Origin of the sequence: Serratia sp. X10, assembly GCF_017811775.1 — a bacterium.
Lineage (GTDB): Bacteria > Pseudomonadota > Gammaproteobacteria > Enterobacterales > Enterobacteriaceae > Serratia > Serratia ureilytica.
This window is the reverse complement of sequence record NZ_JAEIOH010000003.1, coordinates 550,418-564,451: the sequence shown is the minus strand read 5'-3', so window position 1 is coordinate 564,451 and position 14,034 is coordinate 550,418. Positions and strand designations below refer to the sequence as shown.

Here is a 14,034-nt window from a genome sequence, read left to right as displayed (position 1 = left end):
GGAACTGTGATGAAAACGCTGAAAAAAGTGGTTATTGCCCCGGATTCTTTCAAAGAGAGCCTGAGCGCGCTCGGCGTCGCCGACGCTATCGAGCGGGGATTCCGCCAAATCTATCCGCAGGCGCACTATGTGAAGTTGCCGATGGCGGATGGCGGTGAAGGCACGGTGGAGTCGATGGTGGCGGCCACCGGCGGCGAAATCGTTCAGGTGACGGTTACCGGGCCGCTGGGCGAGCCGGTGCAGGGATTTTATGGCCTGCTGGGCGACGGTGAAACCGCGGTGATTGAAATGGCCGCCGCCTCCGGGCTGCACTTGGCGCCGCCCAACCGGCGCGATCCGCGCATCACCACCAGTTACGGCACCGGCGAACTGATGTTGGCGGCGTTAGAGCGCGGCGTGAAGGCGATCATCCTCGGCATCGGCGGCAGCGCCACGAACGACGGTGGCGCCGGGATGATGCAGGCGCTGGGCGTCAAACTGCTGGATCGGGATCGCCGGCCGCTGCCGGTGGGCGGGGCGGCGCTGGCGCAGTTGGCGCATCTCGATCTCGCCGGGCTGGACGCACGTTGGCAACGGGTGAGCGTGACCGCCGCCTGCGACGTCGATAATCCGCTGTGCGGCGAAAAGGGCGCGTCGGCGGTGTTCGGGCCGCAGAAGGGGGCAACGCCGGAGATGGTGGCGCAGCTCGATGCGGCGTTGCATCACTATGGCGAACTGCTGGAGCGGGAAACCGGCCGCGCCGTGCTCACCCAGCCGGGCGCGGGGGCGGCGGGCGGCATGGGGGCGGCGCTGCTTGGCATGCTCGACGCGCGCTTGCGGCCGGGCATCGAGATCGTCACCGAAACCCTGCGCCTGGATGAGGCGGTGCGCGATGCCGACTTGGTGATCACCGGCGAAGGGCGGCTGGACAGCCAGTCTGTCCACGGTAAAACGCCGATCGGCGTGGCGCGGGTGGCCAAGCGTCACGGCGTGCCGGTGATCGCCATCGCCGGCAGCCTGACGCCGGATTATCAGGTGGTGCATCAGCACGGCATCGATGCGGCGTTTTCGGTGCTCGATCGCATCGTGACGCTGGAAGAGGCGTTGGCGGGCGCCGATCGCAATCTGCAGGTGACGGCGCGCAACGTGGCGGCGGTATGGCAGCTGGCGCAAGGAAGAGGCCCACAGGCATAGCCTGTTGCTGTTATCGGTTTCGACGCAGGACTTTTCCGTTACAATAGCCGGCATTAATGGCTGCTGACATCCCGACCCAGAACGGAATGCCGGCCGGAAAGGAAATGAGGGGAACTGAGATGAAGCAAGAGAAACACGGCGTATTGCTGGTGAACCTGGGCACGCCAGATGCGCCGACCTCGTCGGCGGTCAAACGCTATCTGAAGGAATTCCTCAGTGACGATCGCGTGGTCGATACGGCGCCGCTGATCTGGTGGCCGATCCTCAACGGCGCGATCCTGCCGATCCGCTCGCCGCGCGTGGCGAAACTCTATCAGTCGGTGTGGATGGAAGAAGGCTCGCCGCTGCTGGTGTACAGCCGCCGCCAACAGCGGGCGCTGGCGGCGCGCATGCCGAATACGCCGGTGGAGCTGGGGATGAGCTACGGCTCGCCGAGCCTGGCGGAAGCCATCGACAAGCTGCTGGCGCAGGGCGTGACCAACCTGGTGGTGCTGCCGCTCTATCCGCAATATTCCTGTTCCACCAGCGCGGCGGTATGGGACGGCGTAGCCCGGGTGCTGAAAGGCTATCGCCGCTTGCCGTCGGTGGCTTTCATTCGCGACTATGCCGAACACCCGGCCTATATCGCCGCGCTGCAGCAAAGCGTGGAGCGTTCATTCGCCGAACACGGCCAGCCGGACCGTTTGGTGCTGTCATTCCACGGCATCCCCAAGCGCTATGCGCGTCTGGGCGACGACTACCCGCAGCGCTGCGAGGATACGCTGCGAGCGCTGAGCGCCGCGCTGCCGCTGGCGCCGGAGCGGGTGATGATGACCTACCAATCGCGCTTCGGCCGTGAGCCGTGGCTGACGCCGTATACCGATGAGACCCTAAAAGGGCTGCCGGCGCAGGGCGTGAAGCACATTCAGCTGATCTGCCCCGGTTTTTCGGCGGACTGCCTGGAAACGCTGGAAGAGATTAAAGAGCAGAACCGGGAGATCTTCCTCAAGGCCGGCGGCGAGAAGTTTGAGTACATCTCTGCGCTGAACGATGAACCGGCGCATATCGATATGATGCAGCAGTTGGTGGCGCAGCGTCTGTAATCATTCATAATCTGTCTATTAGATGCATCATGATCGGGCGGGGATGTGTTAACATTCTCCGCTTGTTAAACCGCCACCACCACCAATCACATGAAATTTCCTGGTAAACGCAAGTCCAAACACTATTTCCCGGTGAGCGCCCGCGATCCGCTTCTGCAGCAGGCCCAGCCCGAAAGTGAAATCAGCACCTCGTATATCGTCGGCATCGACCAGACGCTGGTGGATATCGAGGCGAAAGTGGACGACGCTTTTGTCCAGCGCTACGGCCTGAGCCTGGGCCACTCTCTGGTGATCGAAGACGACGTCGCCGAGGCGCTGTATCAGGAACTGAACGAAAATAATCTGGTCACCCATCAGTTCGCCGGCGGCACCATCGGCAATACCATGCACAACTATTCGGTGCTGGCGGACGACCGTTCGGTGCTGCTCGGCGTGATGTGCAGCAACGTGAAAATCGGCAGCTACGCCTACCGTTACCTGTGCAATACCTCCAGCCGTACCGATCTTAACTATCTGCAGGGCGTAGACGGCGCCATCGGCCGCTGCTTCACGCTGATCGGCGAAAGCGGCGAGCGCACCTTCGCCATCAACCCCGGCCAGATGAATCAGCTGCGCCCGGAAAGCATTCCGGAAGAGGTGATCGCCGGCGCGTCGGCGCTGGTGTTGAGCTCTTATCTGGTGCGCTGCAAGGAGGGCGAGCCGATGAAGGCCGCCACCCTGCAGGCGATCGAATACGCCAAAAAACACGATGTGCCGGTGGTGCTGACCCTGGGCACCAAGTACGTGATCGCCGACAACCCGCAGTGGTGGCGTGACTTTTTGAAGGAAAACGTGTCGATTCTGGCGATGAACGAAGACGAAGCGCTGGAGCTGACCGGGCTGAGCGATCCGCTCACCGCCTCGGACATGGCGCTGGACTGGGTGGATCTGGTGTTGTGCACCGCCGGGCCGAACGGCCTGTATATGGCGGGCTACACCGAAGAAGCCAACAAACGCCAGACCCAGCACCCGCTGCTGCCGGGGCATATCGCCGAGTTCAACCGCTACGAGTTCAGCCGCGCCATGCGCCGCGAGCACTGTGAAAATCCGCTGCGCGTTTATTCGCACATAGCGCCGTATATGGGCGGGCCGGAGAGGATCATGAACACCAACGGCGCCGGCGACGGCGCGCTGTCGGCGTTGCTGCACGATATCGCCGCCAACGGTTATCACCGCCACAACGTGCCGAACTCGAGCAAGCACGTGCGCAGTTATCTGACCTACTCCTCATTGGCGCAGGTGTGCAAATACGCCAACCGCGTCAGCTACCAGGTGCTGAACCAGCATTCGCCGCGCCTCACGCGCGGCCTGCCGGAGCGCGAAGACAGTCTGGAAGAGTCCTACTGGGAACGTTAACCCGCTGAAAAAGAAAAGGTCCGGCATGCCGGACCTTTTTTTATGCGCGGTGCCTCAGATCGGGCAGCCCCCCATTTTTTCTTCTTCGCTCAGGGTATCCAGCTGCAGGATGTTCAGCATGCTGTTGGCGATCTCCCGTTCGCCCATCACCACCTGATTGGCGCCGCGATCGGTGATGTAGGCCACCTCGTCGTCGTAGTGGGCGCGGGCGATGATCTCGATGTTCGGGCGCTTGGCGCGCGCCGAGGCGACGATCTCGCCGGCCTCATAGCCGTTCGGGATGGTCAGCAGCAGCCAGCGTGCGCAGTCGAGCCGCGCCAGATCCATCACTTCCGGATTGGCGGCGTTGCCCAGCACTGTTTTGATGCCCTGCTCGCGCAGCGCTTCCACCCGCGGGCGGGAGTTCTCGATCACCACCAGCGGGATGCCCGCTTCGGCCAGTTTGCCGCCCAGCAGGCTGCCGACGCGGCCGTAGCCGACCACAAGCGCGTGATTGCACATATCCACCGGGATCTGTTTCTCTTCTTCCACCGCCTCTTCGAGGATTTGCTCTTCGATGGTTTCGGTTTTGGCCAGATAGCGTTCCAGCAGGGTGAACAACAGCGGGTTGAGCATGATGGACAGAATGGCGCCGGCCAGCACCAGATTGCGGCCGTGCTCCGACATCATGCCGAGCGCGATGCCGAGGCCCGCCAAAATAAAGGCGAACTCGCCGATCTGCGCCAGGCTGGCGGAAATGGTCAGCGCGGTGCGCTTGGAGTGACCGAACATTTTCACCAGCAGGAACGCGGCGGCGGATTTGCCGAACACGATGATCGCCAGCGTCGCCAGCACCGCCAGCGGTTCGTTAATCACGATCATCGGATCGAACAGCATGCCGACCGAGACGAAGAACAGCACCGCGAACGCGTCGCGCAGCGGCAGGGTGTCGTGCGCCGCGCGGTGGCTCAGTTCGGACTCGTTCAGCACCATGCCGGCGAAGAAGGCGCCCAGCGCGAAGGAAACGTCGAACAGCTTCACCGCGCCGTAGGCGATGCCGAGCGCCAGCGCCAATACCGCCAGGGTGAACAGCTCGCGCGAGCCGGTGCTGGCGGTTTTCGACAGGATCCACGGCACCAGGCGGCGGCCGACCACGATCATCAGCGCGATGAAGGCGATGACTTTACCGATGGTCAGCGCCAGCTCCATCAGCAACTGGCTGCTGCTGGCGTTGTCATTGCCCAGCATATTGCCGAAGGCCGGCAGCAGCACCAGCGTCAGCACCATCGCCAAATCTTCGACGATCAGCCAGCCGATGGCGATTTGCCCGCGCTGGCTGTCGATCAATTGCCTCTCCTCCAGCGCGCGCAACAGCACCACGGTGCTGGCGGTGGAGAGGCAGAGGCCGAACACCAGGCCGGAGATCAGATCCCAGCCGAGCAGCTTGGACAGCCCCATGCCGAGCAGGGTAGCGACGGCTATCTGCGCCACGGCGCCGGGTATGGCGATAGATTTTACTGCGAGGAGGTCTTTCAAAGAGAAGTGCAGGCCAACACCGAACATCAACAGGATAACGCCGATTTCCGCCAGTTCCGGCGCCAGTGAGGTGTCGGCGACGAAACCGGGGGTGAACGGGCCGGCGAGCACCCCTGCGGCCAGATACCCCACCAGAGGGGAGATGCGCAGGCGGTTAGCCAGCATACCGAGGAGGAAGGCGAGTACTAACCCTCCGACGATGGTGGTGATGAGCGGTGTTGAATTATGCATCCATACTCCTTCTGGCTATGCATCGCGGCACGGGAGAAACGCAACAAAGTTACGAAAAGATACATTTAGTTTATTGCATTTGTTCGCGGCTTGCTTGGCTAATTTGGCCTTTTTTGTAAAAAAGCAGAGGATTTCGCTTAAGGTGCGTCAATGAGGGGGTTTTGTGCCAGATAAACCAAATAACATTGATTTATCCGTAGGATAACCCGGATGAATAAATACTTTCATCCGGGTAGTTCGCGGGGTTATTGCGGTTTATGCTCCATATTGGGCAGTAGCGCGGTAATAATGCCGATAAGCGGCAGGAAAGCACAGATTTGGTAGACTAGCTCGATACTGGTCAAATCCGCGACATAACCAAGAACTGCCGCGCCTAACCCGCCCATACCGAAAGCAAAACCGAAGAATAAACCGGAAACCATGCCGACTTTACCGGGGATTAGCTCCTGTGCGTAGACCAGGATGGCGGAGAATGCGGAGGCGAGAATAACCCCGATGATCACCGTCAAAATGCCGGTCCAGTACAGGGATGCATGGGGTAAAATAAGCGTAAATGGCGCTGCGCCAAGGATTGAGCCCCAAATCACGTATTTACGCCCTATCTTGTCGCCAAGAGGCCCGCCGATGATGGTGCCGGCGGCCACCGCGAACAGGAAGGCGAACAGGTGAATTTGCGCATTCTGCACCGAAACGCCGAACTTATGTATCAGATAAAAGGTGTAATAGCTGCTGATGCTGGCCAGATAGAAGTATTTAGAGAAAATCAGCACAAGCAGAATTCCCAGCGAGTAGGCGACGGTACGTTTTGGCAGCGGTTTCAGCATTGCGGGGCTTTTCGGCTGCCCTTTCGCCGCCCGATGTTGATGTTGGTACCACTTACTGACCTGCAGCAACACCACGATCGCCAGCAGCGCCGCCAGTGAGAACCAGGCGACGTTGCCTTTGCCGTAAGGCGCGATGATCAGCGCCGCCAGCAGCGGGCCGAGCGAGCTGCCGAAGTTGCCGCCCACCTGGAACAGCGACTGCGCCAGGCCGTGCCGCCCGCCGGAGGCCATGCGCGCCACGCGCGAGGATTCCGGGTGGAATACCGATGAGCCGGTGCCCACCAGCGCCGCCGCCAGCAGCACCAGCGGGAAGGTGCTCGCCACCGACAGCAGCAGCAGGCCGGACAGGGTAAAGCCCATGCCGATCGGCAGTGAGTAAGGCTGCGGGTGTTTATCGGTGTAATAGCCGATCAGCGGTTGCAGCAGGGAAGCCGTTAGCTGATAGGTCAGGGTGATCATACCGATCTGTACGAAGCTGAGGTGGAAATCGGCTTGCAGGATCGGGTAAATCGCCAGGATCAGCGACTGGATCATATCGTTGAGCAGGTGAGACACGCTGATGGCGCCGAGGATGGAGAAAGCGGTCCTCTTTACCGTACTGCCCTTGGCGGGCGGCATCGCGCTTTGGCTACTGTCGGTCATATTATTATTAGCCTGATAAGTTGTTGAGCACAGAGATGACATCTTAGGCAGGGCGTTCAATTTTTACCATATCTGAAATAATCAGACTCACATCGCAAAAAATTGAAATCAGCTGTCATTAATTCGCGCTACAATTTCGGCCTCATCATAAAAGCCATTTAATACACGGAGATCCGCCATGCGTTTTTCGCTGAAAACCACCGCATGCGCGTTGGCCGTATCCCTGACGCTGCTGTCGGGGGCCGCCAGTGCCTGGGAAAAGGATAAGACCTACGCCATCACCATTCTGCATACCAACGATCATCACGGTCACTTCTGGCAGAACGATCATGGCGAATACGGTCTGGGCGCGCAGAAAACGCTGGTGGACGGCATTCGCCGCGAAGTGGCGGCGCAGGGCGGCAGCCTGCTGTTGCTGTCCGGCGGCGATATCAACACCGGCGTGCCGGAATCGGATCTGCAGGACGCCGAGCCGGACTTCCGCGGCATGAACCTGGTGGGTTACGACGCGATGGCGATCGGCAACCACGAATTCGACAACCCGTTGAGCGTGCTGCGCCAGCAGGAGAAGTGGGCGACCTTCCCGCTCTTGTCCGCCAACATCTACCAGAAAAGCACAGGCCAGCGCCTGTTCAAGCCTTACGCCTTGTTCGACAAACAGGGCATCAAGATTGCCGTGATCGGCCTGACGACCGACGACACCGCCAAGATAGGCAACCCGGAGTACTTCACCGACATGGAGTTCCGCGTGCCGGCGCAGGAAGCGAAGCAGGTGGTGGAGCAACTGCGCAAGGACGAGAAGCCGGACGTGATTATCGCCGCCACTCACATGGGGCACTATGACAACGGCGAACACGGCTCTAACGCGCCGGGCGACGTAGAGATGGCGCGCAGCCTGCCGGCCGGATATCTCGACATGATCGTCGGCGGCCACTCGCAGGATCCGGTGTGCATGGCCGGCGACAACCGCAAACAGGCGGATTACGTACCGGGCACGCCATGCTCGCCGGATCGTCAGAACGGCACCTGGATCGTGCAGGCGCACGAGTGGGGCAAATATGTCGGGCGCGCCGATTTCGAATTCCGCAACGGCGAGCTGAAGCTGGTGCATTATCAGCTGATCCCGGTGAACCTGAAGAAGAAGGTGGAGAAAGCCGACGGCACCAGCGAGCGGGTGTACTACACCCAGCAGATTGCGGAAGATCCGGCCATGATGAAGCTGCTGACGCCGTTCCAGGATAAGGGCAAGGCGCAGCTGGGCGTGAAGATCGGCAGCGTCAACGGCAAGCTTGAAGGCGATCGCAGCAAGGTGCGCTTCGTGCAGACCAACCTGGCGCGGGTGATGCTGGCGGCGCAGATGGAGCGCGCCGACGCCGACTTCGCCGTGATGAGCGGCGGCGGGGTGCGCGATTCGATTGAAAGCGGCGATATCACCTACAAGAACGTGCTCAAGGTGCAGCCGTTTGGCAACACGTTGGTGCATGTCGATATGAAGGGCCGCGAGGTTGAACAGTATCTGGCGGTGGTGGCCAACATGAAGCCGGATTCCGGCGCCTACGCCCAGTTCGCCAATGTCAGCCTGGTGGCGGACGGCAAGGGCGTCAGCGAGGTGAAGATCAACGGCCAGCCGCTGCAGGCGGATAAAACTTACCGCATGGCGACGCTGAACTTCAACGCGCTGGGCGGCGACGGCTATCCGAAGCTGGACGGGCTGCCGAGCTACGTCAACACCGGCTTTATCGATGCCGAAGTGCTGAAGCAGTACATCGAGAAACACTCGCCGCTGGACGCGGCGGCGTACGAGCCGAAGGGCGAAATCGTCTATCGCTAGAGGCGTCGCGGAACGGCGCTCTCGCTTGTCGCGGGGGCGCCGTTCCCCCCTCGCTTTTCTCCTCTGCATCAACGCCTTTTGTCAGCGTTGCCGTTTTAAACGGCGTCTTACTTTCTTCTCTCCATATACGCCCTCGGCGGGCTGCCCGCCATATTCTTGAAGAAAGTGGCGAAGGCGCTGTCGCTGGAAAACGCCAGCCGACCGGCGACGTCGGATTGGCTCAGCCCTGCGGCCAGCATCTCTATCGCTTTGATCAGGCGCCATTGCTGACGCCACTGTTGATAACCGAGCCCGGTTTCACGGCGGAAAATTCGGCTGATGGTTTTCTCGGAAGCGCCGCTATAGCGCGATAGCTCGTGCAGCGGCGGAAGCATGTCCAGATTGGCCAGATGGCGCAGGCGGCGGTCGCTGGGCAGCGGCAGCAGCGTCAGTTCGCGCGGCGCAGCGGCGATCTCGTCCAGGCAGACCGCCAGAATATTGGCGTAAGGCCCATGCTGCCAGTCGGTGTCGAAGGCGGCGAACGCGATGCGCTCCAACACCTCGCGCAGCAGCGGCGAGGCTGTCAGTACGGCAAGCTGCGCTGGCAGACAGGCATAGCGATCGGCGTCGAGATAAAGCGAACGGTAACCGACGACGCCGTTGACCTGAACGCGGTGAGCCACCTGCGGCGGGATCCAGGCGACTCTGCCCGGCGGCAGCATACAGATGCTTTGGTTGAGCGTGATGCGCATGCTGCCTTGCTGACAGAACAGCAACTGCCCCCTGTCATGCCAATGCGTGCCCGAGTCGTGCTGCGCCAGTTCGGCGGCGATCCCGAGTACGCTGTTGTCGAGCGTATCCGGATTAAAACTGTCCTGCGCCTGAAGCCACGCCATAGTTTGTCCGATTTTGTAAATTTTTCGTCTTTTATATTGTAATCGTCACTGAGACCAGATGCTACCTTGTGCAGCCTATTCTTGGCTACAGGATCTGTTATGCAACGTAAACTGACGCTGACGTTGGCGACGTCGATGATGATGTTTCCCCAGGTGGTGGAGACCATCTACAGCCCGGCATTGACGCATATTGCGCACGGTTTCCGGGTCAGTGCAGAAATGGCGGCGCAAACGCTCTCTTGTTACTTTTTCGCCTTTGCGCTGGGCGTGGTGGTATGGGGGCGGATGTGCGACGTCATCGGACGCCGTCCCACCATTTTGGCCGGGCTGACGCTCTATCTGCTGGCTTCCCTCGTTGCGCTGTTCAGCGGCAGCTTCAGCGTGCTGCTGGTCGCGCGGGTGCTGGCCGCCTTTGGCGCAGCGGTCGGTTCGGTCGGGACGCAAACGGCGATTCGCGATCGCTTCGACGGTTATAAATTGGCGCGGGTATTCTCGGTGATGGGGATCGCCATGGCGATCAGCCCAGCGGTTGGCGTGTTGAGCGGCGCAGTGCTGACTCACTATTGGGGCTATCAGGGGGTGTTCGGCGGTTTGGCGCTGTTGGCGGCGCTGTTGCTGGGCTATGCCGGTTGGCAACTGCCGGAGACGCGTCCGCAACAGGTGGTGAAGAATTCATTTTTCGGCACGCTGGGACGGATGGTCAAGGACGGGGATATTTGGCTCAGCGCGCTGTTGGTGGCGTTGTTCAATATTTGCATGTTCAGCTATTACCAGCTGGCGCCATTCCACTTCTCGGCGTTGGCGCTGCCGGCACAGTGGTTCGGTTATACCGGTTTGGTGTTGGCGGCCGGGGTGGGTATCGGCGCGGCGATCAACACGTTTTTGAGCGGCAAGCACTGGCTGTTCCCCGCGCTGTTGATGCTGGCCTGCGGATTATCGCTGACCGGCGGCCTGCTGGTACTGCTGCTGGAAGGGACCTTGTGGTTCGTTCTGCCGATGATGCTGGTGGTGATGGCGTACGGCATTGCCATTCCCAATATTTTGGCGCGCGCGCTGCGCCATTATAAAGACTGCATGGGCACCGCCGGCGCCATCCTTGGCCTGATGTATTACCTGATGCTCGGCGGTGGCCTGGTGCTGGCCGGGTTGTCGCAGCACCTGGGCGCCGTGCTGTCGCTCTGCAGCCTTGGCGCGCTGCTGTTGGCGTGGCGGGTGGTGCACAATGAGCGTCGTTTGGCGATGTCTGAGCGTATCTGAATGATAAGCGGGCCGGACATTCTCGCCACCGCCGCCTTCCAATGATAGCCTGAGCGACAATTTGGTTTTGATAACGCAAACGGGAAGATGACATGTTGAAAACCGCAGGCTGGCTGTTGCCCGCCATCGTGGCGCTGGTGGGGTGTTCGTCATCCGGCGAACGCCATGGACAAACCCTCGCTCAGGCGCTGGCGCCCCTCGGCCAAGACAAGGCGTTGGTCGGGGCGTCGAGCGGCGTGATGGTGCGCGATGCCGACAACGGCAAGGTGCTGTATCAGGCGCATGCGGATCAGCGTCTGGCGCCGGCTTCCAATATGAAGATCTTCACTTCTTTGGCGGCGTTCGGCGTGCTGGGGGCGGATTACCGCTTTGAAACCCGGCTGCTGGCCAGCGGCAAACAGCGCGGCGATACGTTGCATGGGGATCTCTATCTGCAGGGCAGCGGTGACCCTACGCTCCACCCGGACGATCTCGATACCTTCGCCGCCACCTTGGCGCAGCGCGGCATTCGCCATATCCAGGGGCGGTTGTTGCTGGACGCCGGCGCCTTCGATCAAACGCCATTCGGCGCCGGCTGGAGCTGGGATGATGAACCCTTTGCCTTCGCCGCGCCGATTTCGGCGCTGAACTATGCCTTTACCCCCGGCGGCGATATCAACGTGGTACAGGTGGAGGTGCGGCCGGGCGCTCGCGCCGGCGCGCCGGGACGGGCGAGCTTCTATCCCGCCAATGACGCGGTGACGCTGGTCAATCGCACCACCACCGGCAGTGACACCGCTCTGACGTACGAGCGCCGGCCGGGCAGCAACCGGATCGTGGTCAGCGGCACCATCGCCGCGCAGGCGGAGGCCAGCTCGCGATTGATTACTGTCGATCAACCGGCCCTCGTCGTCGGCGCTTTATTGCAACATGCTCTGCGCGCGCACGGCATCACCCTGCGCGGCAACGCTGAAGAGGGCGTGACGCCGGCCGGCGCACAGCTGCTGGCGCAAAAAACCTCGCCGCCGCTCTCCCGCCTGGTTGTCACCTTCCTGAAAGTGTCCAATAACGGCTACGGCGAGATATTGACCAAGGCGATGGGCCGCAAGACGCAAGGCAAAGGGGATTGGGCCGCCGGTCTTCAGGCGATAAACGGATTTGTGCAAAGCCAGGGCATCGCGGCCGACGCGTATCGCCAGGTGGACGGTTCTGGGCTGTCGCGCATGAACCAGATCACGCCGCAACAGTTGACGACTCTGCTGCTGGCGGCCAGAAAACAGCCGTGGTTTGCCGACTGGTATCAGGCCTTGCCCGTCGCGGGCGAGCCGGGGTTGCTGGTGGGCGGCACGCTGCAAAGCCGCATGGTGAACAGCGCGGCGGCGGGGCGCGCCCACGCCAAGAGCGGTTCCATGACCGGCGTATCGTCGCTCAGCGGCTATGTCGATTCGGCGACCGGGCGGCCGCTGGCATTCGCCATCATCAGCAATAACTATCTGGTGCCCGGCGCGCAGGTGAAGGCGCTGGAGGACCGCCTGGTGGAGATGCTGGCGGCCTGTGACGCCACGGTGGTGTGCCGCTGAGCGCGCGGCGTCAGTCGCGTTTGGCGATGTCGGCGAAGCTGCCGGCCAGCAGGCGGCACAGATCGTCGGCGGCTAGCTCGATGTCCAGCCCGCGTTTGCCGCCGGAAACGTAGATGGTGGCGAACGCTTGCGCCGGGCTGTCGATCACCGTCGGCAGCCGCTTTTTCTGCCCCAGCGGGCTGATGCCGCCCACCAGATAACCGGTGACGCGCTGCGCCAACTGCGGATCGGCCATCTCGGCCTTTTTGGCGCCGAGCGCGCGGGCGACCTTCTTCAGGTCCAACTGGGTCGCGACCGGGGTGACTGCCACCGCCAGGTGTTTGGCGTCGCCGTTCAGCGCCACCAGCAAGGTTTTGTAAACCCGATCGGCATCCAGCCCCAGCTTTCTCACCGCCTCGTCGCCGAAGTTGGTTTCGTCGCTGTCGTGGTGATAAGGATGGAGGGTGAAGGCGACCTTTTGTTTCTCAAGCAGAACGACTGCGGGCGTCATGATGTGTTGTCCAAAATGTCCCCGGCGGGGAAAGGGTGATAACCAGCCTTAAAAATACAAAAATCCAACCTGCCCGGCAACCTGAGCGGCTGTTACATAAAGCGGGTTGCCAAGATATTCACCGGGTTGCTACCCTGTTTACTGTAACCGTTAACACGGTTGCTATGCGTATAACTAGAATACAAGAAATTCCTCTTTGACTGGCCAATAGCGATATTGGCCACTTTTTTACCCCTGCGGCTGCAGCATCGCCGGCAGGTTATCCTCGCCATACAGGTGCAATGCGCCAACCGCCACCACATAGTCTCCGGCCGGCAGCGCCTCTAGCTGGCGCCGCCAGTCGCGATTGCGCTGATGCATCAGCACGTCGTAAAGCCCGGCGCTGAAGGTGGCCGGCAGCGTGTCCAGCGTGCCGCGCGGTTTGGCGTCCAACCACCAGCTCACCATGGTTTGCAGCAGCCGCGCGTTGGTATGCCAGTGCTCCAGCGTATCGCGCAGCAGCGCGATGCCGCCTTCCGGCAGCTGTTCCAGCATCGCCAATTGCTGCTGCGCCCCCTCGAGTTCGATCACCGGTTTGTCCTGCGCTCTGGCGGCCTGCAGCAGCTGATAATCTACGCCGTACTCTGCGCGCAGCCCCAGACGCTGAGCCTGCCGCGCCTGCATCATCAGCGCCACCTGCCAGCCGGGCAGAGTGGCGAAGGCGTGCGGATCGGCGCCCAGTTCGTGGCACAGCGCCAGCAGCTGTTGATATTCTTCGGCGGACAGGCGCTGTTCCAGCTCCGGCTGTTGCTCTGCGTGGTCGAAAGGGGAGGCGGCGCCGGTGATATCGGCTTCGACGATCAGCGCGTCGGCCTGTTGCAGCCGGGCGGCCAGCCGGGGCGGCAGCGGCGACATATCGACGGTGCCCATATGGATGCTGCCCACCAGATGGAGCCGACGCTCGCCCGGCAGAGTGATGTCCAGCGCCGGATAAGCGTAACTTTTGGGCGAGATCAGGCCGAGAAAGGCGGCGAGGCGGCGTAGCAGTTGACCCATACGGCGTGGCTCCTGAATAACGGGTGCGCGTTTTCGCGTGCAAGGCGAGGGAAAATCGTCATTCATGCTAAACGCTATCCGCCGCGCAGGGAAGCCCGGAAAACAGCGGGGCGCCTTGACGGGCG

The 14,034-nt window shown here is 61.5% G+C and carries 11 protein-coding genes; 6 read left to right on the top strand and 5 right to left on the bottom strand.

Features of this window, described 5'->3' with window-relative positions; genetic code table 11:
- Positions 1 to 9: 9 nt before the first annotated feature.
- The 3 genes from J9788_RS13080 (at position 10) to J9788_RS13070 (ending at position 3,650) form a co-directional block, all read left to right on the top strand.
- Positions 10 to 1,173 (top strand): glycerate kinase, encoded by a 1,164-nt coding sequence (locus J9788_RS13080; RefSeq protein ID WP_182265010.1) that lies wholly within the window; start codon positions 10 to 12, stop codon positions 1,171 to 1,173.
- Positions 1,174 to 1,292: 119 nt separating this feature from the next.
- Positions 1,293 to 2,255, top strand: a complete 963-nt coding sequence (gene hemH, locus J9788_RS13075) for a ferrochelatase (RefSeq protein ID WP_046897495.1) — start codon at positions 1,293 to 1,295, stop codon at positions 2,253 to 2,255.
- A gap of 90 nt (positions 2,256 to 2,345) precedes the next feature.
- Positions 2,346 to 3,650 carry an inosine/guanosine kinase gene (locus J9788_RS13070; protein WP_046897494.1) on the top strand — a complete coding sequence of 435 codons (1,305 nt, stop codon included), beginning with the start codon at positions 2,346 to 2,348 and terminating at the stop codon, positions 3,648 to 3,650.
- 54 nt (positions 3,651 to 3,704) lie between these two features.
- Here J9788_RS13070 and ybaL read toward each other — a convergent pair whose 3' ends face one another.
- Together ybaL and J9788_RS13060 are read right to left on the bottom strand one after the other, a co-directional pair.
- Entirely contained in the window at positions 3,705 to 5,396 is a 1,692-nt protein-coding gene (gene ybaL / locus J9788_RS13065; RefSeq protein ID WP_004940247.1) for a YbaL family putative K(+) efflux transporter, read from the bottom strand.
- A gap of 245 nt (positions 5,397 to 5,641) precedes the next feature.
- Positions 5,642 to 6,862, bottom strand: coding sequence for an MFS transporter (locus J9788_RS13060; protein ID WP_046897493.1), 1,221 nt, complete (start codon positions 6,860 to 6,862; stop codon positions 5,642 to 5,644).
- A 178-nt stretch (positions 6,863 to 7,040) separates the two neighbouring features.
- On the opposite strand from J9788_RS13060, the gene ushA reads away from it, so the two are divergent.
- Positions 7,041 to 8,693: a bifunctional UDP-sugar hydrolase/5'-nucleotidase UshA gene (ushA, locus tag J9788_RS13055; protein ID WP_182265009.1), complete on the top strand. Its 1,653-nt coding sequence runs from the start codon at positions 7,041 to 7,043 to the stop codon at positions 8,691 to 8,693.
- Positions 8,694 to 8,800: 107 nt separating this feature from the next.
- Here ushA and J9788_RS13050 read toward each other — a convergent pair whose 3' ends face one another.
- Positions 8,801 to 9,568, bottom strand: a complete 768-nt coding sequence (locus J9788_RS13050) for a helix-turn-helix domain-containing protein (RefSeq protein WP_046897491.1) — start codon at positions 9,566 to 9,568, stop codon at positions 8,801 to 8,803.
- Positions 9,569 to 9,667: 99 nt separating this feature from the next.
- On the opposite strand from J9788_RS13050, the gene J9788_RS13045 reads away from it, so the two are divergent.
- Together J9788_RS13045 and dacB are read left to right on the top strand one after the other, a co-directional pair.
- Positions 9,668 to 10,825 carry an MFS transporter gene (locus tag J9788_RS13045; protein ID WP_182265008.1) on the top strand — a complete coding sequence of 386 codons (1,158 nt, stop codon included), beginning with the start codon at positions 9,668 to 9,670 and terminating at the stop codon, positions 10,823 to 10,825.
- Positions 10,826 to 10,917: 92 nt separating this feature from the next.
- A complete protein-coding gene (gene dacB, locus J9788_RS13040) occupies positions 10,918 to 12,384 on the top strand; it encodes a D-alanyl-D-alanine carboxypeptidase/D-alanyl-D-alanine-endopeptidase (RefSeq protein WP_182265007.1) in 1,467 nt (488 codons plus the stop codon).
- 10 nt (positions 12,385 to 12,394) lie between these two features.
- Here dacB and ybaK read toward each other — a convergent pair whose 3' ends face one another.
- The gene (gene ybaK, locus J9788_RS13035; RefSeq protein WP_046897488.1) at positions 12,395 to 12,874 is read right to left on the bottom strand and encodes a Cys-tRNA(Pro)/Cys-tRNA(Cys) deacylase YbaK; all 480 of its coding nucleotides are present in this window, start codon (positions 12,872 to 12,874) and stop codon (positions 12,395 to 12,397) included.
- A gap of 228 nt (positions 12,875 to 13,102) precedes the next feature.
- The gene (locus J9788_RS13030; protein ID WP_025301805.1) at positions 13,103 to 13,909 is read right to left on the bottom strand and encodes a TraB/GumN family protein; all 807 of its coding nucleotides are present in this window, start codon (positions 13,907 to 13,909) and stop codon (positions 13,103 to 13,105) included.
- Positions 13,910 to 14,034 lie beyond the last annotated feature (125 nt).